This is a genomic window from Leifsonia sp. NPDC056665, assembly GCF_042791795.1.
In the GTDB taxonomy this organism is placed as follows: Bacteria; Actinomycetota; Actinomycetes; order Actinomycetales; family Microbacteriaceae; genus Leifsonia.
The window spans coordinates 141,065-159,500 of record NZ_JBHTXK010000006.1; the positions used below are offsets into that span (position 1 = coordinate 141,065).

At 61.4% G+C, this 18,436-nt stretch carries 23 protein-coding genes and 1 tRNA gene; 10 read left to right on the forward strand and 14 right to left on the reverse strand.

Annotated elements, in window-relative coordinates:
* Positions 1–38 precede the first annotated feature (38 nt).
* Both ACFQ9V_RS08725 and ACFQ9V_RS08730 read left to right on the forward strand, forming a co-directional pair.
* Positions 39–413, forward strand: a complete 375-nt coding sequence (locus ACFQ9V_RS08725) for a RidA family protein (protein WP_382458777.1) — start codon at positions 39–41, stop codon at positions 411–413.
* Positions 414–433: 20 nt separating this feature from the next.
* Complete coding sequence (locus ACFQ9V_RS08730) at positions 434–1,090, forward strand: HAD family hydrolase (protein WP_382458778.1); 657 nt, start codon at positions 434–436, stop codon at positions 1,088–1,090.
* Between the two features lie 340 nt (positions 1,091–1,430).
* Here the strand turns inward: ACFQ9V_RS08730 and ACFQ9V_RS08735 are convergent, their stop codons facing one another.
* Together ACFQ9V_RS08735 and ACFQ9V_RS08740 are read right to left on the reverse strand one after the other, a co-directional pair.
* Positions 1,431–1,745, reverse strand: coding sequence for a hypothetical protein (locus ACFQ9V_RS08735; protein ID WP_382458779.1), 315 nt, complete (start codon positions 1,743–1,745; stop codon positions 1,431–1,433).
* Positions 1,746–1,786: 41 nt separating this feature from the next.
* Positions 1,787–2,950: a zinc-ribbon domain-containing protein gene (locus ACFQ9V_RS08740; RefSeq protein ID WP_382458822.1), complete on the reverse strand. Its 1,164-nt coding sequence runs from the start codon at positions 2,948–2,950 to the stop codon at positions 1,787–1,789.
* Positions 2,951–3,013: 63 nt separating this feature from the next.
* Between ACFQ9V_RS08740 and ACFQ9V_RS08745 the strand changes: the two genes are divergently transcribed.
* Positions 3,014–3,301, forward strand: coding sequence for a hypothetical protein (locus ACFQ9V_RS08745; RefSeq protein ID WP_382458823.1), 288 nt, complete (start codon positions 3,014–3,016; stop codon positions 3,299–3,301).
* Between the two features lie 382 nt (positions 3,302–3,683).
* Here the strand turns inward: ACFQ9V_RS08745 and ACFQ9V_RS08750 are convergent, their stop codons facing one another.
* The 4 genes from ACFQ9V_RS08750 to ACFQ9V_RS08765 form a co-directional block, all read right to left on the reverse strand.
* Positions 3,684–4,787 carry an ATP-binding protein gene (locus tag ACFQ9V_RS08750; protein ID WP_382458780.1) on the reverse strand — a complete coding sequence of 368 codons (1,104 nt, stop codon included), beginning with the start codon at positions 4,785–4,787 and terminating at the stop codon, positions 3,684–3,686.
* A gap of 193 nt (positions 4,788–4,980) precedes the next feature.
* Complete coding sequence (locus tag ACFQ9V_RS08755; protein ID WP_382458781.1) at positions 4,981–6,996, reverse strand: Mu transposase C-terminal domain-containing protein; 2,016 nt, start codon at positions 6,994–6,996, stop codon at positions 4,981–4,983.
* A gap of 178 nt (positions 6,997–7,174) precedes the next feature.
* Positions 7,175–8,020, reverse strand: coding sequence for a TnsA-like heteromeric transposase endonuclease subunit (locus ACFQ9V_RS08760; RefSeq protein ID WP_382458782.1), 846 nt, complete (start codon positions 8,018–8,020; stop codon positions 7,175–7,177).
* Positions 8,021–8,319: 299 nt separating this feature from the next.
* Positions 8,320–8,715 carry a hypothetical protein gene (locus ACFQ9V_RS08765; RefSeq protein WP_382458783.1) on the reverse strand — a complete coding sequence of 132 codons (396 nt, stop codon included), beginning with the start codon at positions 8,713–8,715 and terminating at the stop codon, positions 8,320–8,322.
* A 71-nt stretch (positions 8,716–8,786) separates the two neighbouring features.
* Between ACFQ9V_RS08765 and ACFQ9V_RS08770 the strand changes: the two genes are divergently transcribed.
* Positions 8,787–9,062, forward strand: coding sequence for a hypothetical protein (locus ACFQ9V_RS08770; protein ID WP_382458784.1), 276 nt, complete (start codon positions 8,787–8,789; stop codon positions 9,060–9,062).
* A 478-nt stretch (positions 9,063–9,540) separates the two neighbouring features.
* Here the strand turns inward: ACFQ9V_RS08770 and ACFQ9V_RS08775 are convergent, their stop codons facing one another.
* The 3 genes from ACFQ9V_RS08775 to ACFQ9V_RS08785 are packed head-to-tail and all read right to left on the reverse strand — an operon-like array spanning position 9,541 to position 10,643.
* Complete coding sequence (locus ACFQ9V_RS08775; protein ID WP_382458785.1) at positions 9,541–10,071, reverse strand: hypothetical protein; 531 nt, start codon at positions 10,069–10,071, stop codon at positions 9,541–9,543.
* Complete coding sequence (locus tag ACFQ9V_RS08780) at positions 10,061–10,357, reverse strand: hypothetical protein (RefSeq protein WP_382458786.1); 297 nt, start codon at positions 10,355–10,357, stop codon at positions 10,061–10,063. Before ACFQ9V_RS08780 ends, ACFQ9V_RS08775 begins: the two co-directional genes overlap by 11 nt.
* The gene (locus tag ACFQ9V_RS08785; protein ID WP_382458787.1) at positions 10,335–10,643 is read right to left on the reverse strand and encodes a hypothetical protein; all 309 of its coding nucleotides are present in this window, start codon (positions 10,641–10,643) and stop codon (positions 10,335–10,337) included. Before ACFQ9V_RS08785 ends, ACFQ9V_RS08780 begins: the two co-directional genes overlap by 23 nt.
* 63 nt (positions 10,644–10,706) lie before the next feature.
* Here ACFQ9V_RS08785 and ACFQ9V_RS08790 point away from each other — a divergent pair, with 63 nt between their 5' ends.
* From ACFQ9V_RS08790 to ACFQ9V_RS08800, 3 genes are all read left to right on the forward strand, one after another.
* Positions 10,707–11,210 carry a hypothetical protein gene (locus ACFQ9V_RS08790; RefSeq protein WP_382458788.1) on the forward strand — a complete coding sequence of 168 codons (504 nt, stop codon included), beginning with the start codon at positions 10,707–10,709 and terminating at the stop codon, positions 11,208–11,210.
* 77 nt (positions 11,211–11,287) lie between these two features.
* The gene (locus tag ACFQ9V_RS08795) at positions 11,288–11,752 is read left to right on the forward strand and encodes a ribbon-helix-helix protein, CopG family (RefSeq protein ID WP_382458789.1); all 465 of its coding nucleotides are present in this window, start codon (positions 11,288–11,290) and stop codon (positions 11,750–11,752) included.
* A 287-nt stretch (positions 11,753–12,039) separates the two neighbouring features.
* Complete coding sequence (locus ACFQ9V_RS08800) at positions 12,040–12,453, forward strand: hypothetical protein (protein WP_382458790.1); 414 nt, start codon at positions 12,040–12,042, stop codon at positions 12,451–12,453.
* 212 nt (positions 12,454–12,665) lie between these two features.
* Here the strand turns inward: ACFQ9V_RS08800 and ACFQ9V_RS08805 are convergent, their stop codons facing one another.
* The 5 genes from ACFQ9V_RS08805 to ACFQ9V_RS08825 all read right to left on the reverse strand — a co-directional run bounded on the left by ACFQ9V_RS08805 (position 12,666) and on the right by ACFQ9V_RS08825 (position 16,797).
* Positions 12,666–13,337 (reverse strand): hypothetical protein, encoded by a 672-nt coding sequence (locus ACFQ9V_RS08805; RefSeq protein WP_382458791.1) that lies wholly within the window; start codon positions 13,335–13,337, stop codon positions 12,666–12,668.
* A gap of 1,636 nt (positions 13,338–14,973) precedes the next feature.
* Positions 14,974–15,047: transfer RNA gene (locus tag ACFQ9V_RS08810), tRNA-Gly, on the reverse strand.
* Between the two features lie 127 nt (positions 15,048–15,174).
* Positions 15,175–15,837 carry a DUF1345 domain-containing protein gene (locus ACFQ9V_RS08815; RefSeq protein ID WP_382458792.1) on the reverse strand — a complete coding sequence of 221 codons (663 nt, stop codon included), beginning with the start codon at positions 15,835–15,837 and terminating at the stop codon, positions 15,175–15,177.
* Between the two features lie 220 nt (positions 15,838–16,057).
* Positions 16,058–16,483 (reverse strand): Hsp20/alpha crystallin family protein, encoded by a 426-nt coding sequence (locus ACFQ9V_RS08820; RefSeq protein WP_382458793.1) that lies wholly within the window; start codon positions 16,481–16,483, stop codon positions 16,058–16,060.
* A 68-nt stretch (positions 16,484–16,551) separates the two neighbouring features.
* Positions 16,552–16,797: a hypothetical protein gene (locus ACFQ9V_RS08825; RefSeq protein WP_382458794.1), complete on the reverse strand. Its 246-nt coding sequence runs from the start codon at positions 16,795–16,797 to the stop codon at positions 16,552–16,554.
* 108 nt (positions 16,798–16,905) lie between these two features.
* Here ACFQ9V_RS08825 and ACFQ9V_RS08830 point away from each other — a divergent pair, with 108 nt between their 5' ends.
* The 3 genes from ACFQ9V_RS08830 to ACFQ9V_RS08840 all read left to right on the forward strand — a co-directional run bounded on the left by ACFQ9V_RS08830 (position 16,906) and on the right by ACFQ9V_RS08840 (position 18,174).
* Positions 16,906–17,181 carry a MerR family transcriptional regulator gene (locus ACFQ9V_RS08830; RefSeq protein WP_382458795.1) on the forward strand — a complete coding sequence of 92 codons (276 nt, stop codon included), beginning with the start codon at positions 16,906–16,908 and terminating at the stop codon, positions 17,179–17,181.
* Positions 17,182–17,320: 139 nt separating this feature from the next.
* On the forward strand, positions 17,321–17,629 hold the full coding sequence (locus tag ACFQ9V_RS08835) for a putative quinol monooxygenase (protein ID WP_382458796.1): 309 nt from the start codon (positions 17,321–17,323) through the stop codon (positions 17,627–17,629).
* 128 nt (positions 17,630–17,757) lie between these two features.
* Complete coding sequence (locus tag ACFQ9V_RS08840; protein ID WP_382458797.1) at positions 17,758–18,174, forward strand: hypothetical protein; 417 nt, start codon at positions 17,758–17,760, stop codon at positions 18,172–18,174.
* Positions 18,175–18,436 lie beyond the last annotated feature (262 nt).

Below are 18,436 nucleotides of genomic sequence, written 5' to 3' on the forward strand. Positions count from 1 at the left end.
GAACAACACCAAATAACCACGAAGAAAGTAGAGGCACCATGCCGATTGAGAACAGGGTCAACATTTCCTCTGGCTCCCCGCGCGAGCCATTCCTCGGGTACTCGCGTGCCGTCAGGGTTGGGAACCTGATCTTCATTGCCGGAACCACCTCTGGGGGAGTCGGTAATACCGCGGCCGATCAAGCCCGTGAGATCTTCGCCCGAATCCGTACCGCTTTGAACCAGGCCGGGGCCGACTACGAGAACGTCGTACGAACACGCGTGTACCTGACCGACATCGCTGACTTCGATGCAGTTGGCGCCGTGCATGGAGAGATTTTCGGCGACATCCGACCGGTGACTGCCGTCGTTCAGGTCAGCGCTCTCGCCGCACCTGAACTCACCGTCGAGATCGAAGCCGACGCCGTTCTGTGACGGCAGCTATCGTGTCAGCCGTGGATACTCGTCGACGTCTCAGCGTCTTCGACCTAGATGGCGTCTTGATTCACGGCGACACGATGGGTGCACTCGTCCTCGGACGCCTTCGCGAACACCCGCTCCGCCTTTTCGCAGCGTTGCCGTTATTCGTCGCGGCGCAGATCCTTCCTGGGACGAGCCTTCGCCGAGCACGACTGCACCGCGTGCTCGTTTCGCTGGCGCTTCGCGGACTGGACCGAGACTCGTACATCATGCTTGCTCGCCGAACCGGCCTCCGCCTGGCGCTTCGAGGGAGTCCGAATCGCCAGGCGATCGCCGAGCTCAAGCGGCTTGCGTCCGAGCACCAGGTCGTAGTCGCCACGGCATCCGAGTTCCACCTCGCACGCGCGTACATAGACGCGATTGGACTGCCGGGTGTGCGCGTGCTCGCATCTCAACTCGGTTTTGACGGTGCGTCCCCTCATCTAGTGGTACACAACGTGGGAGCAATGAAGGTCGAGTCCTTGCGGACCAACGGCTACAACCTCCACCGATTCGAGCTCTACACCGACTCGACATCCGATCTTCCCCTGGCCCGCGTAGCCAACAAGACCACGCTCATCAATCCCAGCCGACGATCGACCCGGCGATTCCGTTCACAGATACCATCCGCGGAGATTCATCGATGGTCGTAGACCTTGAAGGCGCGAAGGGTGCAGTGGGCCACGATTCAGTTCATTTTCCAGCGTTGAAGGCGACCCTGCTGGTATGCCGAAAAGGAAGCGGGGTCTAAGAGTTCCGGCTCACTCAATTGCGCTCCCGGTGACGCCCTCGACGAGGGCAGCGATCTAGGGTTTCGCTCGCACGAGCGTCAGCCCTTTGCGTCATCCTTTAGCTTCGGTTCGGTCCCCTCGGAGACTTCGCTGGCTCTTTGGTCCGCCATCCGAATGTCATTGATGTGACTCGCAGTCGTGTAGCTCACGCCTTCAACGGACATGATTGCTCGGATTTCCCGCTTTCGAGCTGCGTTCTTCGTCATGACGATTCACGCCCTTCTAACTCTTCGTTCATTTGATGGGTAGCTGCTTCTACAGCGATACGCAGCCGAAGTTCTTCGATTGTGAGCCGCAACGGGGAGCACTCGTTCGCGTTCCACCACGCCTCGAATGCGCGCACCAAATTCGGGTCGTCGGAAGTGACTGCGTATGCGAGATCCTGCGGCGTGACGGGGGTCTGCCACCCGGGTGCGTGTCGGTCCAGCCATCTTTCCTTCCACAGTTCCAGTACATCGGCACCGGCCAAGAGACGCTGCTCGAGACACCAGGCGTAGAGCTTCTCTTCGTTGTCCAAAGATGATTGGCTTTGGGGCGACATGGTCTAGTTCCCTCCGTTCAGCTTGCGAGGCGACGTTGGATTGGCTTGCAGACTGTGCATCCTCGACGATCTACGGAGCGTCGGAAGACCTCGAGCATGTAAATGTGGCCCTTCGGACAATTCCAGAACGCGTGGAGCCCGCTGCCCCAGCTGATTTGTCTCGCCGTTTTCGCATTCAGGTATGGATGAAGTTCCTGGGCGATCTCGGGCCTAACCGTCGCCAGGGAATTGAACCCGTCGAGGACGGCCAGTCCCCGGCAGAACGAGCAGGACGGACCGTTCCGGCGGATGTTGATCGGGGACCGGTAGCTGTGACCGCCCGCGCACGTCCAAAAGACAGTGCGACCTTCTCGCCCGGTGAAGTCTTTCGGCAGGAGAGGGAAGTTGGCTTCGTAGTCCCAATGCGCTGCGGCCTCGGGGAAGCGCGCCGCAAGATCGTTGACTCCAACAAGTACGATCCGCCCCGCACAGATCGGGCACGACTTGGAGGCCAATCGGCTCTTCGTGCTCGCCGTCCATCTATGGCGCGTGTCGTTCCGGCATCGCCATTGGTGGACTGTAAAGAGGTTTTCCTCGAGAGTTCGAGCGGTCGTATGTGGTTCGAACTGTCTGTCGATCTCCAGCACAAGCCACCTGGGCAATGGGGTTCGAGGATGCCGGCACCGATCACAGCGGGGCTCCTTGAGCCTGCGTGGAGCCGCCTGGAAGGATCGCTGGCACTCGCGACATACGAATAGGAACGGCGTTTGCGTGGCGCCATAGATCGTCTCAGCCGTTTGCGGTGAATTCCGTGTGGGGTGCAGATGAGCGGCAAGATCTGGTCTCAAGACTGCCAGGGAGTTGAACCATGGCACAACGACCGTTCCTGCGCATACGGGGCAACCAAACGTACTTGACCGCGCGGCGTTCGCGAGCGTTAGGGGTGTTGTCTCATGTCGGTGGCCCAGCGGGCAGATGGCTTGACAGGAGGTCCGACAGTTTGGAGTAGTGGTCGCCACGATAAATGCGCCTCGCACGCTCTCAAGCTCCCAGAACAATTTGTTTAGGGGTCGAGACGCGGCGCTGACCGGACCCACATACCGGGAGAAGGGCTCGAGCGGGCCGATGGATCGTCGTAGCGCATAGCTCGGGTTGAATGTGTGTGGTTCTGGGGGTTGGGCTGAGGTCCCAAGGAGCTCCATTTGCCGTCGCCAGAAGACGGGTCGGTATAACGCCCAGAGTTGGTCGGTTAGGAAGCGATTGGGATGACCGAGCACGTTTTGGATCGCACAGGCAAGGACTTCGTACGACTCCTTGAAACTCAGTCGCCCGTCCAACACCAGATCATTGAAGGATCGGTCGGTGATGAACCAAGCAATCCCGACGAGCTGCGTGAACCACGTTGCAGGATGCGAGTCTGCGGCACCAGGCTCGGTCGCGCGGATGCGTGTTGTCAGCTCAGCGATCAGCGGCGCGTCGACTCGACCGCGCGCGATCATTTTGTCCAGTCGGCGGCCAGCGACTCGAAGAGACGGATCAACGGGAATCTGTAGCTCCGGCGTCGCGCCTGGCCCTGTCCAGATGTTGTGGTGGCAGACATAGTCGCCGAGATGCGCGTGCTGGTGAATGCTTTGTCCCCGACTGCAGAGTCGGCACAGGTAGCGGTCGCCTTGACCGACGAGGCACTTCGCGCAGGTGGTGCCGTCTGGGTGACGTGGTGGGCGCGGTGGTGCTAGCGCGTCCTCCCTGAGCGCTCCCAATTGGCGGACAACTCGACGCGTAAGGTTGCCCGACTTGTCACCAGGGCCCCTCAATCCGACGATCATTTGATGGAGCTGATTCGGGGTCATGTCGTTGGATCGCATGAGCTGTTCCATGTAGCTGCCCACGGTCATGTACCGGAGTTCTTTCGGGCGCACGGCAAGCGACCTGATTTCACGGCGCATTTGCGGTTCCTCCTCTGTAGAAGTCGGCTGCCATTTCTGTTTTGAGATCGAGGGTTATCTCGTCGAGCAAGGCCACGGTCAATCGCTCGTTGCCTGCAGCAAGACGGCTCTCGATGAGCCGAACCGCTCCCATGGTCAGCAGCTGCGCAAGGGCACCAATCGATCCACGCGTTCGACGGTGTAGATAGGGGCCCATCCTCTGAACTGAGGCAGCCGTTGTTCCGGTGAGGCAAAGCTCGTCCCCGAACATCCCGACCACGTTGAGCCACGTCTCGCGGTCTCTGATTTCCTGCGTCGAAGCACCTCTGCCGGAATTGCCAAGTGGGTAATTGTCCAGGTAAACGGGGATAGAACGTCCAGTGATCTGCGCGCCAGACGGCCCTGTGATCGGGCCGGCTTCATCGATGCTCGTTCCGGCGAACACGAAGGTGGCCTGAACTCGGTTGTATAGGGCCTTGATCACCTGCGCCGACGCCCCGGTTGTCGTAGTTCGAACGCTGAGATTCTGGAGTTCGTCAATTACGACAAAACGCAGATCACGCCTACGGTCGACAAGGTAATTGATCACCCGGTTCTGCAGTTGAGGCAACGAGTCGCGATCCGTATAAGGCAGATTGAAGAAGTCGGCGAATGCAGCCAACATCGACTTTGCCGTCGCGGCGGGTGGCACCTCGATGTACACGAAAGGGCAGTCGCCGTCAGGCATCAATTCCCCTGCGCGTTTCAGGTCATACCAACGATCTTGGAGTGCTGCTAGGCAGCTCGTGGTCTTGCCGGTGCCGGTCTCGCCGACGACGAGTACCGCACGCCGGCCCATTCTTCTCGGGCGGGATCGAGGGATGTCCGCCCGATTGAATCGGCTCGCACGTTTGAGGGCCTCGATGACCTCCAGGAACTTTGGCAGGCGGAGGACGATGTCGCCGCCCAGATGTTCAAGGCGCCGATGGTCATACTCGGCACGGTCCTCCGGTGCCAAGAGGGCAAGTTGAGCCGTGTCCAATGGACTGAAGCTCGCGGGCTTCTCGTTGAGGAATTCAAGCAGGCCCTCTCGCCGATCAAGCCGATCGCGTTCCGGAAGCCGCGCGCCATCCATTGTCGGAGTCCTCAGGGTTCGTATCGGCCGAACGGGTCGACGATGTCTGGGTCGATTTCGGGCTCCTCGACGTACGGAGGCATACGTCGAAGCCTAGGAGGCTGCCTGCAGGCCGGGCCGCATTCGGCCGTAGGTCCACCGGTCAAGCGTCCCGGGACTTCAAGGTCAGTCTCACTCGATTGGATGTGCGTCATCAGTTCTCGTCCCTCCACGGCTCGAACCGACCTGGACGTGTCCTCGGAGCGATCACAGGCGCTGTGGTCGGAGGGCGTCGCCTGCGAATCGACGTGTTCGGGGTTGGCACGCCAAGGCTCTTTCGGAGCTCGTTGCCCACCTCCATTCGGTCCTTCTCGCGTTGGGCCCGCTTCGACCCTTCGACGAGGCTCGCGGCAAGCCGGTGCGACTCAGCTCGACTGAGCAGATTCGTCGTCGCGCGAATCTTGCGCGCGTTCGCTCGGATCTCGCGGTCGAAGGGGTCCGAGAGCGCATCCTGATCCATCCAGTCGCACTTGATCCACGTCCCCGTGTCGGGGTCCTCTACCCAGACCGCTTGGGGGTCGTACGGATCCCAGTGGATGTCCCAGCGGCGCGATTTCCGCGTTTTCGTGTCGTATTGCTCGCGGAGCGGATTCAGTGCCTCGGAGTCATACCGGCGGTAGTTGACCGTGATGCCGTCACGCAGGATGCACTGTCTCTTGACGGGCAGCATCGAGATGTAGTCGTCCGGGCCGAGCGGGATAGGGAACGCGCCCGTGAAGTCGTACATGGAAAGGTAAGCGGCATTAGGTGACAGTTCGATCGATGGGTCGTACGGATCGCGCAGGCCTTCAGTCACTGTGTTCTGGTAGACGATTGCGATGAAGCGGTCCAGGTATGTCTGCAAGGTGTATATGTCCAGCAAGCCGTCATCGTTCTCTGGCGCCTGTCCTCGCTTGTTGACCGCCCCTCCTGTGAAACCTGGGCCGTAAGGCAGGAAGTTGTCCTTGATCGTTCTGAACGCCCGTTCCACAATCGCCTTGTCGGTGGGGGTGCGGACGGAGGATCGAACAACACTGATGCCGCGCTGTTCGAGAGCGGAACGGAAGGTTGCGGACATGTAGTCGGCGCCGAGGTCTGTATCGATCATCCGCGGAACGATGTATGGGCGGGCCGCCTCGGCACGAGCGGCATCCTCCGTGGTTAAGAACTCCAACCCCTGCACGGTTGCTATCTCCTGCGGGTCGATCGGGTGCGTCGGTCGTTGCTTAGGGGGTACGAGAGCGCGGGCGAGGAGCAATGTGAGGTCTGCTCCCTTCATCGCGACCGGCATGACAACTGCCGCGATGATGCTGCGAGTGGCCTTGTCGATGAGGATCGCAAGCACAACCCTCATCGGTTTGCCGTTCCACCCCTTAACGAAGATGTCCAGGTTGGTGGTGTCGATCTGTGCTTCTGCGCCGGGCATTAGCGCGCGGCGCGGCTGGAACATCCGTTCAGGCGCATTGGCCGCGGTGCGCCGTGTCTGGGAGTCGCCGAAGGTGTATTTCCCGTGGGTGATGAGATTCCAGTAGGTGTTTCGTGCGCTCTTGCCTGGACGAGGGATGACCTCTCCTGGAAATCGCTTCGCGAGGATCTTGGAGATTTCTTGCTCAAGCACTTGACGGCTGAGATTCGAGCGATTTGTTTGCCGGTCCGCGATCTCGATCATTGCGTCGATCACGCGGATGTCAGCACGCGCAAATGCTCTCTCCGACCGGCCGGCGCGATGATCGACGAGACCGACTGGTCCGTCGTCTCGAAGGATGGCTATCTGGCGCTTCAAGGTGCGGGCAGATGCGCTTGGGACGCCGGCATTGGCGAGCTCGACCGCCTTGCGTTGGACTCGAGTCTCGAGCGACGTGTACTCCGGGTCGAATTCCGGTCGACGATCACGGCCGGGCAGGGGAGTTCCATCCAGGACCTCTCGCAAGTGCGCCTCGCGCTTCGAGATGGCTTCGGACTGTCTCGCATCCAGGTGGTCCATCACCCGGACGTCTGCCAATATGCGTTCAGGCGGGTTCGCTACAGGGTCAAGAAGGCTCGGCAACTCTCCGATCGACACGACTCGGCACTCGCGGTTCTTCTTCGACCTGAGCTTGAGCCCTGCATGCGTAATCTCCGAGATGACGTAGTCGCCGTCCGTGAGAACGACTGTGGAACCCAACCTGGTCCATCGGATCGAGTTCGTCATCATTGGCCCCGATACCCTGGAAGATGCTCGAGTGCGTCCTCGTGCAGCGCGCGAAAAAACTTCTCGACGGCCGGGGGGACAAAGGGCGTGCTTGGAACGACAGGACGCGAGCTTTGAGCCGAGTCTCGACGGTCCTCGGAGTCCTTTGGTTGTGATTCGTTGGAAGACATGGTCTCTCCTAGGCGGCTAGCTGATTGGGTCGAAGTAGGGTTGTCTGCGCGATCGTCGGCAGGGCATTCGGCGTTGCGTCGCTCGAGTTGGGGTTGTCGCCGCTGGTAAGAACCGAACCGAGGTTCAAGCGCCGGCTGCCATCGAAGACGAGGTCACGCGTCCAGATCAGGTGGTACAGGGTGTGGATACTTCTCGGCGGCGATGCTGGATCGAGTTCCTGCATAGCCTGACCGAAAGTGCAGGGCGTCCGAAGCGAACGGAGAAACTCATTGCGTCGTTCGCGAGACGGCGCGTACCAGGGATGGCGGTAGGCGCCGACCCATTCGAGGTTCTTCCTGCTAAGCACGGGGAACTCCTGAATCACAGAGAATTCCCACCCGATTCGATAGCACACCTCCGCGGTCTGCCGGAACTGTGCCGCCACCTCTTCGGTCAGATGATGCCTAGATTTCACTTCATAAAGGACTCGACGCCCGTCCGCGTGCAAAGCGAAGTAGTCGGGGAACGAGCGGTGCCCGTCGGCGTACACGATGCACATGGGCTGGGCGCTGATCTGAGTGATCGGGAACAGATAGTCCAAGCGCATCAATGCGGTGTACTCAAGCAGGGATTCGAACCACACGAGCTTTCGCGTGCCGGCGAACCAGTACTCGCCTTCGTAGTGTCGGCGCTTCGGATAATTGTGTGAAGCCCGCGCGCGGCGCGCTCGTCCGAACGCATCGTAGGCGACTCGTTGGTTCGCGCGCTCACAGTGAGCTTCTCCGTCTGAGTCAGTCCACCAGACGAAGTCACCTGGCCCAGGGTTGGTGACGCGGCTGAAATCGTTCGGCGCCGCCGAGGGAAGTTGAAGCATGTCGCACCGCCTCCAAATGCTTCGGGGTGGGCGTTCGCGCTGAAGTTTGAGCTGGTCGCGCTCGCTCCGGGATGTACGCCGCTCGTTCTACCTCCGAACCGAGTGAAAATGCCACCCACGATCAACCACGGGAGAGAGGCGCCCTAGAAGATCTGCGAGAATACGCGGAGGAATGACTTTCAGATATCCAAACTTCCCTCGTTCCCGATCGGCGGCCAGATCTAGCGAACTCGGCTTTGGCATGGACCGGCTGACTCGATCGTTACAGGCGGAGGGGAGCCCGAGCGTGTATGCGAGGTCTAGGCTCGCCAAGCCCAAGCGGATCTCCCCGCCGCTCGGACCACCGCGTCGAACTCGCCGTCACGAAGCAGTTCCAACGCTGAGCGGCCATCTCCACTCTTTGGATGGCTGAGCAACCACCCCCACCAGGTGTAGGGGTCGTCGACACCCTCCCCTAGCTCGCCGAGCACCATATCGAGTCCGGTCAGGAGCGCACTCTGATCGTCCAACTGGCAGGTCGGAAACACCGACCGCCCATCAGTTAGGAAGATGCGAAGGGCGCGCCTGTCTGCCACAAACCCCTTCAACTCCTCGGTCTTCACTCCAAGCCGGGCGATCATGGCCTTCTCACTGATGACAGGTCCGAGAATGGGCAAGCCCCGGGGGGCGTCGGTTGATTGAACGCGGTTGCGCATAATTCCTCCCGCTTGAGTGCTGCAGCAAACTCTGGCAAGGTCTGGAGTGGTTAGAAGTATAGGCAGTTTGCATGGAAAGTGAACAGTCCACAATCGAGCACCAGTGGGGGGAGTGCATGAGCGATCAGGCTTCCGAGATCCCGGAACTCGCTGAACGGATCAATCGCAACCTCAGGGCGGTGCTCGGAAACGAGGGGGTGGACGAAGTCGCAGAGAAGACCGGACTGGATCCACGCAGGATTGCAGTAATCCTTTCTGGCGCTCTGCCCGACAGTTTCGAGCTCATCACGTTTGAGCGGACTTACAGGCGACAGATTTGGGCCGATGCTAGCGGGGGCAGTGATTGACGACCTTCCCTGGCCGGTGCTGTCCGACCTCCGCACCTCGATTCCAGATTCGCCTGCCGCCTCACCGGTCAGTGTGCATGAGGACGACAACTCTGCCCGCTACCGTTGAGGCATGCCGCGCCCGATTCGACCCGCTCCGAACGCGGGCGACCCCGAGGGTTGGCCGACGTCAAGACTCGATGACCCCGTATCGGAGACGGCTCGCCGACTAGTCGTGAACGTCCGCGAGCTCATGGGCGACAAGAGCATCCGGGCAATCGCACGCGAAGCAAGTATCGATCACAATGTCCTGCGCACTGTGCTCTCCGGAGACTCATGGCCCGACCTCATCACTATTGCAAAGCTTGAACGTACTATCGGGCCTGTTTGGCCGGGCATCGTCGATTGACTGTTTGCGGTAGCCGTGGCCGGGATTCGGGAGGGCTCGGAATATTGTCTCAGCGCGTAGTCGACGACGGGGCGACATGACCGGGACGCCTTAGCGGTTATCCTCCGGCGATTCTGGCTTCTTGTTCGTCTCGGCATTCTCGGCGCGATGTGTCCCCGGGTCCTCCACGCTCGTGCCTTGGGAGGGGGTTTGACCGAGGCCCTGCGCCACCTCTGATCGAAGCCAACGTTCGAGTGACGCGTCGTGATCGATGCGCCACGCCTTATCCGTGTGGGGTTCCGGTTCCGGTTCAGCCGCGCTTGCGGCCTCGATCACTTGTTCATGCCGGTCTGCACGGATTGCGTCTAGAGGCGCAGCGCCCAGCAGTTCGTTCCAGTCGTTAAACCAACGCCTGACGCCCCACTCGTCGGTCTTCTTGATAGCGATGTTCCAGGCTTCGTAGGCGGTCATCAGCCTCCGGACCTGGTCGGGATCGGGGCTTGCGTCGTCGGGGCCGCGTTCGAAGGCCTCGCCCCACACGTAGGCGTCTAACGGGTCGGATGCGAGAGCAAGCCACGACACGTTGTGTGAGCCCAGCCGATCAGTGAGGTACATCGACAGCCACATCACATCAATCGTCATGCAATGCCCCATCTTCGTCGAGCCGTTGGATGGTGACGATCGGGCTCGTGAGCTGCCAGTAGTAGTCAAGGCCGTCGTCGTCTGGTTCCATCGTCCAGTAGCCGGGATATCCAACAGCGCAGGTGATCACCTGACGAATTGGACGCGTTCCGTCGTTGATGGTGGGGCGGGAGCGATCGCCCAGCTCTCGGGTCACTGTGCCGGCGGCGAGATCGAAGGTGTACTTGGAACCGCTGCGGGTTGTGACGACGTATCTACCTGTGTCATTCGGGAGGGCGTTCAGCATCGTGCCGCTCCTCGATTAGGCGTTCGCGGTATCGGATCAGCGCCTCCGCGTACTCCTGGGGATCGTCATCGAGATTGAATTCGAGAGCGGTGAGAGAGCGAGCGATGCCGCGGACGGTGACGCCGGCGCAGCCGACCTCTTCGGGAACGGTCTCGCCGACGAATGTTGTGCCGTAGTGAATCTCGAACTCGCCCGGCGGAAGGATCGCTTCAATGCGCATCAGGAACTGGATCGCAACGGGTCGAAGGCGCAGCGCCTCGTCGTGAGTGCGGAATCGGTCAACCATATCGGCGTCCTATCGAACAACGTATGGCTATAGTTCTAACCACTTGCTAGCCTGTGGTCAAGAGTGATCGGCGTGGACGAAGGAGGCGGGCCGACGGTGGATAGCTACACGCAGATCATCGAGCTGGCTCACGCCTTCGATAGCGACCCCGGTCCCGTCATCATGGCTGCGCTTGAGCGGGGCGTGTCATTCGATGAAGTCGTGGCGGCGTACATGCGAACGCTCCGTTACCTCCGGATCCACGGTTTTGAGGGGACCAGCAAAGCTCCTGTCACCGATGTGGATGCTCGGCCGCCGGGTACGTTCGACCCGCATATCGTCTTGCAAGGCGAATTGTGGATCGACATCCTGCGACGGCCGTTCCTAGTTGAGGAGATGCCCAAGCGTTACGCCGCCAATGTCATCGTCCACCTTCACAACAGAGTCGACAGCATCGTTGAGGTGATTGACGGTGGCGGAGACCCCCACGACTGGCTCGACCAGACTCCGCTCGTGCGTGCACTCCGCGAGCGAGCCAGTTCAGCAGGCGACGGCGATGCTGAAGGCCAAGGCCCTTCTCCTTACTAAACGTCGCTGGCCGCGAAGGGCGATTGGCGAGCGCCGCGGCGAATTCGCGTACAAGCTCGGGCTTCCTTGAAAGGGGGATGACCTTGTCGGTGTTTCGCACCCACATCTCTCTGACAGTGGATGATCGGGCGCTACTTAAAGCCGAATCTGCACGCACGGGACTCTCGATCTCGGCTCTGATCCGGGACGCGATCAGACGCGCATACGGCGCGACCTCCGAAGCAGAACGAGACGTCCAGGCGATCTCGAGCGTCGCAGGCACCTGGAGAGACCGGGCAAGCGATGGAAAGGCGTACGTCGATGCGCTTCGATCTGCTCGACGATTCGACGAAACGAGTAATAACCCGCCAGGACGGTCGGCCGATCTCAACGATGAGGTCGATTCGGGGGATCCGACGGCAAGCGTGAGGCCCGCCCACCTCCCTGTGCTAACGCCGAAGGAAAGATCGGAACTTCTTGCGCTGATGAGCTCGAAGTACGGGGACGGGTTCAAGCGGGACGACGTGCAGCTGGCGAGGCTGCGTGAGGGATGGCCGGAGTAGACGCGCCACCCCCTTGATCCAGAGGGCAATAGCCTGGCGACCCGCGCCAGAGGTGCGCAGGCGTGCCCGTAGGGCGCGGAACGCCGCATCGCGCTGGCGGGGGCTGACGTCCCCTCGTCACCCTAGACCAAAGGTCCTCACTTTCCACCTGCTAAGGCATCCGAGTCGTTCCGTCCAACAGTCCCAGCCGGACTGTGTGGCCCGCGCATAGCTGTCCTTGTAAGGGTCGCAGTGACGGCGGCCAAAGGGAACCGGCCTTGACGGGCCCACTCGACGATAGGAACAACATGGAAAACCAGCTCGGCATCCCCCTCAGCGTAATTCGAAGCGCGCGCGGCGACTTCACGCTCGGCGGCGTCAGCAGTACGCATTCTCAACTCACCCTCGTCGGGTTCAGTGTCAGTGCCAACCACGACCTGCTCACCCCTATCCCTGCGCAGCTCTGCAACTCCGCGTACCTGGACGAGGCTCCGCCGGTCGGACTGATGGTCCGATTCCGTGGAGCCGACACCTTCCTCGATTTCACGCCCGCAGAATACGACGCCGAGCAGGGAGTCTGGCGCTTCACCCGGGAGCGGACGATGGCCGGCGGCAACTACGCCCACTCGCACGATGACCGCTTCCAGCGGTTGATCTACCGGTGCACGGGAGCCTCGTTCTTCGGGGCGATCTCTATCCACGACCGAGTCGAGAGCGACTGAGTCGAGACAGGCGCGCGATATTAGTTCTGTTCAGCTGAAATGGGAAGCTGTGCTCGGGAACCGCAATTCTTGCGGTTTCCGTGCGAGTGGGGGCAGCAACGGCGCGTGGCTGCGCTCCCTTGGCGCAGCCGCTGAAGACCTTGGTTGCCGCGATCTCGCGTCGAATGCCGCAAGGACCTAGGTCGACGAGGGCGTCCGGGCGGGACCACACGCTACCGATCCAACCCCGACGGGTCGGCGCGAGGAGGCTGCCATGGAAGCCAAAGGGCCGCCCCGAGGTCAAATTCGGCAGGAGGCAGAATTCCGCCTCGAACTTTGTGCTGGATAAGAGCCTCCAATACGATGCGAACTCGATCGACGTCCAATCGCCCGTCGAATCCCAAGGGCTCGCCACGGCTTACTTTGGATCTCAAGTCCTCAAGCCGATCCAGCGATGGCGCCAAAGTATCGGGCGATTGATGAAGTATCTCGGAAAGCAACGTTGAGAGGGACCGGGCTGAGGCATTGGCATCTAGCAACGCCTCAATCCCAGTCCAAGCAACGAGGAACTTGATCGCGGGCGAGGATTCTTGCCTCAGAAAGCGGTAACACGTCGATGCAAACGCAAGTTGACCATGATCCGGATTGCTAGTCGCGTGGTCTACCGCGGCGCTCAATGTGCTCAGTACTCGACGTTCCTCTACGAAGTTCAACGTCATCGGCTTTGCAAAATAGACGGCAGGAACTAGCCAGCGATTCCAATGGCCGTCGTCAAACGTTTCGCCGAGCTCCTCAGATACCTGAGCACCAAGAAAACCAGGTCCGAGCTCAATCTCCAGCATCGTCGTGATGATCGAAGCACGATTACGACCATCTGCGAGGAAATCTTGAGCTTTCAACTCCATTCGCCGATGGTCTTCGAGGTGCAATCCGGGTAAGAGAACAGTTACTTCGATGCAGGTGCCAATGTAGGTCTCCCTTTGCTGATCTGCGCCCTGGGAGACCCTTGTGTCGGTGACGACGTCGGAATCAGTCGTATCGGGGTCGAAAGCGATTCCCTCTAGGATGACAGACCCCCATTCTGGAACCAAGCACAAGCCAGCTTCGCCCGAGCGCCAGGCGCCGAATTGGCTTACGCCGCCGGTTCGGCTTGACCATGCCTTAATCCGGACAAAGTAGCCCGATCGACGGAATACGACGTCGGCTATGCCGAGTCGATTCGACCTCCGCACGACCCGGTACGCCGAGGTTCCAGAGCCCGCTGGATGGAGAGAGTCGGCCCCGTGCCATTGACCAGGCTCAGGCTGGAGTTTCAAGAAGCCGTTGAATGGTGCACTCTCGACATGCTCCGACTCTGGGGGATCCGTGGGCGGCGGGCCTCCCTCGGTGCGCTCGCGGTTCATGGGCTCAAACTAGTGAGCGAATCGTCCTTCAAGCAACCGATTCGAGACGGAGGTTCCTGGAGCTTGAATACGACGAGCACCAGTGAACCCGGTCAGGAAGGAACCACAGGGCCTCGATCCTCGGGCCAAAATGCGATTAGCCGCTGCAGGCTCGCAAAAGACGCGAGGCCAGCTGACCTAAGAACATTGCGGGGATCTTCGCGCTCGCTCAACCTGTCGATTATCCAGGTGCAACGAGTTCTTCGGGTGCTCGGCTTAAGTCCGCAAGCCTTGCTGCGATCAATGAAGTTGTACACGAGGCCTGGACCCAGCGGGCGCTGGTGGGCGAACAAGCGGTCTGCGGACGATAACTGCGCGATTCGAAAACGAATAGCACTCGACCAATGGGAACCACTAATCGCCACGACTCGAGGGTGGGACCCACGCACGTGGATCTCAAGCGGACCCTCCGATCCGAAGGGTTCCACTACGTCGGTGACCCGAGTTTGCATGATTTCGGAAGCTGTTAGACCAGCGCCCAATCCCAGCGAAATCAGCATCATTGCGTCCCTGCAGGCCGCCTCCGTCTCTTGGTGAGTGGACCATTCCATCAACAAAGAGACGTGCCCTGGCCCGTAGGGTGATGCCGGCACAAATGGGTCCCATTCGCGACGGAACTCCCCTTTGTTCGACGGGAATATCAAGGCACGGTTGTATTCCAATAAGTAGCGGAGGGTTATGTCGCTAACCGCTGATTCGAATGGGCGGTGCTCTATCTCGATGTATCGGTTGATGATGGGCCTGCCGAAAAAGAAGGGACACGGCGCGTTAGCCGGACGACGCTGCGTGTAGGCCCACCGCAGCAGTGCTCGTGCGTTGTCAAGGCGCGCAATTTCCCACTGCCGAGTCGGTGCCGGAAGCTCAGGAAGCTGGTCCGCAATCCGATCCACAAATACTTGCTGTCTTAGATCCATTGCTCCCCCCGATCTGCGATCGATACACCTAGCGTCTATAAAATTAACCGCTTTGGGAAGTGTCAAGTATCGGCGTCTGTGCCAATTGACCGGGGCGAAATTTTGAGTTGTGCCAGTTTGGACTACGCGAGTGCCACTTCTGGGTGGCGCTCACAAAAAGCCCAAGTAGCTCGAGAGCTGACAAGTGGAGCGAGTGACGGGAATCGAACCCGCGCTATCAGCTTGGGAAGCTGAAGTTCTACCATTGAACTACACTCGCGCGGCCCGGAATCCCAGTAAAACACTGGGGACCAAAGCTGCCGCCCACACTACCCGGTCAACGGTTTTTGGCCAAACTCGTCGTTTGCTCACTAGGGAGCGCAGCGAGCCGGCAGGGCCTCGCTGCCTCAGGAGGCGAGGCTGGCGACGAGGTTGACCGTCGCCGCGATGATGACGGCGCCGAACAAATAGGACAGCAGCATGTGCCGCAGGATCGCGGCGCGGATCCGCTGGTCGGAGATGTCGGTGTCGGAGACCTGGAAGGTCATCCCGACGGTGAACGCCAGGTAGGCGAAGTCGAGGTAGCGGGGCGGGGTGTCCTCGTTGAAGTCGATCCCGTGCCTCCTGCTGCCGGCGGACTCGTTGTAGTAGAGGACCGCGTACCGCAGCGTGTAGAGCGTGTGCACGAAGAACCACGACAGGGCGACGGAGGCCACGCCGAGGGCGGCGATCAGGTCCTTCCCCGGCGCGGAGGCGTTCTTGGTCTGACCGAGCAGCAGCACCAGCGCGGCGAGGCTGGCGATCGAGGCGATGAGCAGCAGGGTGTCGGTGGTCGTCTTGGCCGGGTCCTCCGCCGCTGCGTGCCGCCCGGTCTCGGAGCCGCCCATCCGGGAGATGGTGACCCAGACCCAGGTGAGGTAGACCGCGCACGCGACGGCCCAGCCCACTGCTGCGGCGTACGCCCACTGGCCGAACAGTCCCGTCACAGCCGCTGCGAGAACGCCGGCGGCGATCATGGTGGCGATGCGGATCCCGGAGATGTGCCGCGACGCCTGTTTGTCTGCGTTCATGCCACAGACGCTCCCACCACGAGGGCGCGCTTCCCAGGTCCCTGAGCAGGTCTTCATCAACTCCGGCCGGAGCGTACCGTGCGCCACCTGCCCACACTGCACGCGAAGGGCGGTCGCCCCATTGAGAGGCGACCGCCCGTGGGTCTGGGCGAGCGAGGCGCGCCGCCCGCATCATGCGGTCCGGCCTTCACCGGCGTCGAGCCCGCTCGCAGGCCGCGGCTCAGGCGGCGACGGCCTTGTGGTGCTCTCGGGCCGATCCGACGCTGACCTTGCGCGGCTTGGCTCGCTCGGCGATGGGGATCAGGACGCTGAGGACCCCGTTGTCGTAGCTGGCGCTGATGCCCTCGGTGTCGACGTCGTCGCCGATGGTGAATTGCCGCAGGTAGCTGCCGAAGGGGCGCTCCTGGAGCAGCCAGCGGCTGTTGGAGTGATCGCCTGCGGACCGTTGCGCACGGATGCTGAGCAGGTGGCCGTCGAGGTCGATGTCGATGGACCCGGGGTCGATGCCCGGGAGGTCCGCGTTGAGCAGGTACTTGTCACCCTCCCGCGAGAGGTCCACCGGCATCATGCGCGGTTGGCGGCTGGTGTCGAAGACGCTCTGGGCGATCCTGTCGAGCTGGCTGAAAGGATCGAACGACATGGCCATGGGTATGAACTCCTTTCATCGTGGTGGATGCGAGCGCTGACGCGCGTCGCAGTTCGCTGCGGTAAGGATCACGGTGCCGGCGGGTAGCGGGCCACCGCCCGTACCCGCTTGTCACCGGCGCTGGTGTGCACGCGAACCGGTGTCTGCGGTCCGTGACCCAGCGACTCGGCTCGCGGACCGGTATTGCCGGTGCGCACGGGAGGCTCCAAGCGTGCACGCGCGACGAGAGCGACGAATTCGGCCTCCAGCCATTCCGAGTCGGAGCAGATCAGGTCTGCGAACCCTGCCGTCGTCGTCTCGGCCGCCGTTTGCATCTCGGAGCCTCCCTTTCCGCCACCCGGATGAGATTACCTACAGCTATTGACATAGATTTGATACACCCACATCTTGACAATATCTCCGTTTAACAGCAAACTTTGAGAATGACGGACCGGTCGGGGGAGGTGCCCCTGTACAGCATCGCTGTCGCGGCGCAACTCACCGATCTCCCCGCCGCGACGCTGCGGCTCTACGAGGAGAAGGGTCTGGTCGCACCTGCGCGTACGGAGGGCGGCACCCGTCGATACAGCGACGACGACATCGCAGCCATCCGCGAGGTGGCCGTCCTTCAAGGTGACGGAATCAACCTCGCCGGCATCGGCCGCGTACGCGAGCTGCTCGCCGAGAACGCCGAGCTCCACCGTCGCCTCGGCAGTTGACGAACACATGTGATCGCCCGACCAAGGACCTCCCGACGAGCCCCTCGAATGGCGGACCCAAGCGTCCGGGGGTACCGTCCGGTCCGACACCTCAGCGATCGGGATGGCGGGGCGTCACCGACCTGCTAAGGAGAATCCCATGGAACTGAAGCTCGGTGTACTGGCAAGGCTTGAAGCAAAGCCCGACAAGGCGGAGGAGCTGAACGAGTTCCTGATCGGCGGCAAAGCCCTGGTCGACCTCGAGCCAGGAACGCGCACCTGGTACGCCTTCCGACTCGATGAAACGCATTTCGGCATCTTCGATACCTTCGCCGATGAGGACGCGCGGCAAGCGCATCTGAACGGCGCCGTTCCCGCGGCTCTCGGTCAGGAGGGTCCCCGCCTGCTCGCGAAGGACCCCGAATTGAGCACCGTCGACCTCCTCGCCGTCAAGCACGAAGGCGACTGAGCGCTCACACACCTGCCCTCGTAGGTGAAGTGCCGGGAACACTCTTGGGCTGCCCGGGACGTGTTCGAGGCCTGCTCGGCGCGTAGCGTGCTCACCGATACCGACCGCCGACTATCGAAGGAGCCATCGTGGACACCGACAGAGACGATGAAGACCGAACGCCCGCCCAGGACGACTTCGTCCTCGCACTCGAGAGCGGGCCGCTGACCGACGTCGAGGTCGTCGAGGTCGATGACGGCGAGCACACCGACCTGTTGATCAACGCTATCTCGGTAGACCCGGAGACGGGGGCGGCGATACCGGTGAGCATCGCTCTGAACCCGGACGACTCCGCGTTCGTGGTCACGGTCGCCGATGACGAGTTCGTGGCGCCGCTGGAGGAGACCAGCGAAGAGTCCAGCCACCGGCATGCAGCCCAGCTCCGTCCGTTGCGCAGACTTCAACAGCTGGCGCAGCGCGTCGAAGCAGAGACCAAGGGCATGGCCAGGAGGCTGGCGGAGAAGTTCACCCGCAAGCGAAACGGCGGAACGAGTCAGGGCAACTGAGCCGACCCTTCTTCGCGATCCGGCGGGCACCAAGGGGTCGTGGCGGAGCGCGTGTGAGTAGTGTCGCGTCATGCGCGAAAAGAATCGTGCTTCACAGGGATCGCGTGGTGCGTGGTGGCGCGAGGCCACCATCGTGGCTTGTGCCATGCTCGTCAGCGCGATCGTCCTCGTCGTCGTGCATCACGCCGGCGATCCGGCCTGGCTACGCCGGGACCTCACCCCGGTCCCCGGTTCCGATGCAGCGCTCTGGCAAGTCCAGACG

What these genes read in the sequence shown, in the direction of transcription:
- ACFQ9V_RS08725 (WP_382458777.1), top strand. Translation starts at nt 39, where the DNA reads ATGCCGATTGAGAACAGGGTCAACATTTCCTCTGGCTCCCCGCGCGAG.
- ACFQ9V_RS08740 (WP_382458822.1), bottom strand. Translation starts at nt 2,950, where the DNA reads ATGGAGCTCCTTGGGACCTCAGCCCAACCCCCAGAACCACACACATTC.
- ACFQ9V_RS08745 (WP_382458823.1), top strand. Translation starts at nt 3,014, where the DNA reads ATGACCGAGCACGTTTTGGATCGCACAGGCAAGGACTTCGTACGACTC.
- ACFQ9V_RS08750 (WP_382458780.1), bottom strand. Translation starts at nt 4,787, where the DNA reads ATGGATGGCGCGCGGCTTCCGGAACGCGATCGGCTTGATCGGCGAGAG.
- ACFQ9V_RS08755 (WP_382458781.1), bottom strand. Translation starts at nt 6,996, where the DNA reads ATGACGAACTCGATCCGATGGACCAGGTTGGGTTCCACAGTCGTTCTC.
- ACFQ9V_RS08760 (WP_382458782.1), bottom strand. Translation starts at nt 8,020, where the DNA reads ATGCTTCAACTTCCCTCGGCGGCGCCGAACGATTTCAGCCGCGTCACC.
- ACFQ9V_RS08765 (WP_382458783.1), bottom strand. Translation starts at nt 8,715, where the DNA reads ATGCGCAACCGCGTTCAATCAACCGACGCCCCCCGGGGCTTGCCCATT.
- ACFQ9V_RS08770 (WP_382458784.1), top strand. Translation starts at nt 8,787, where the DNA reads ATGGAAAGTGAACAGTCCACAATCGAGCACCAGTGGGGGGAGTGCATG.
- ACFQ9V_RS08775 (WP_382458785.1), bottom strand. Translation starts at nt 10,071, where the DNA reads ATGACGATTGATGTGATGTGGCTGTCGATGTACCTCACTGATCGGCTG.
- ACFQ9V_RS08780 (WP_382458786.1), bottom strand. Translation starts at nt 10,357, where the DNA reads ATGCTGAACGCCCTCCCGAATGACACAGGTAGATACGTCGTCACAACC.
- ACFQ9V_RS08785 (WP_382458787.1), bottom strand. Translation starts at nt 10,643, where the DNA reads ATGGTTGACCGATTCCGCACTCACGACGAGGCGCTGCGCCTTCGACCC.
- ACFQ9V_RS08795 (WP_382458789.1), top strand. Translation starts at nt 11,288, where the DNA reads ATGACCTTGTCGGTGTTTCGCACCCACATCTCTCTGACAGTGGATGAT.
- ACFQ9V_RS08800 (WP_382458790.1), top strand. Translation starts at nt 12,040, where the DNA reads ATGGAAAACCAGCTCGGCATCCCCCTCAGCGTAATTCGAAGCGCGCGC.
- ACFQ9V_RS08805 (WP_382458791.1), bottom strand. Translation starts at nt 13,337, where the DNA reads ATGGAGTTGAAAGCTCAAGATTTCCTCGCAGATGGTCGTAATCGTGCT.
- ACFQ9V_RS08815 (WP_382458792.1), bottom strand. Translation starts at nt 15,837, where the DNA reads ATGAACGCAGACAAACAGGCGTCGCGGCACATCTCCGGGATCCGCATC.
- ACFQ9V_RS08820 (WP_382458793.1), bottom strand. Translation starts at nt 16,483, where the DNA reads ATGGCCATGTCGTTCGATCCTTTCAGCCAGCTCGACAGGATCGCCCAG.
- ACFQ9V_RS08825 (WP_382458794.1), bottom strand. Translation starts at nt 16,797, where the DNA reads ATGCAAACGGCGGCCGAGACGACGACGGCAGGGTTCGCAGACCTGATC.
- ACFQ9V_RS08830 (WP_382458795.1), top strand. Translation starts at nt 16,906, where the DNA reads ATGACGGACCGGTCGGGGGAGGTGCCCCTGTACAGCATCGCTGTCGCG.
- ACFQ9V_RS08835 (WP_382458796.1), top strand. Translation starts at nt 17,321, where the DNA reads ATGGAACTGAAGCTCGGTGTACTGGCAAGGCTTGAAGCAAAGCCCGAC.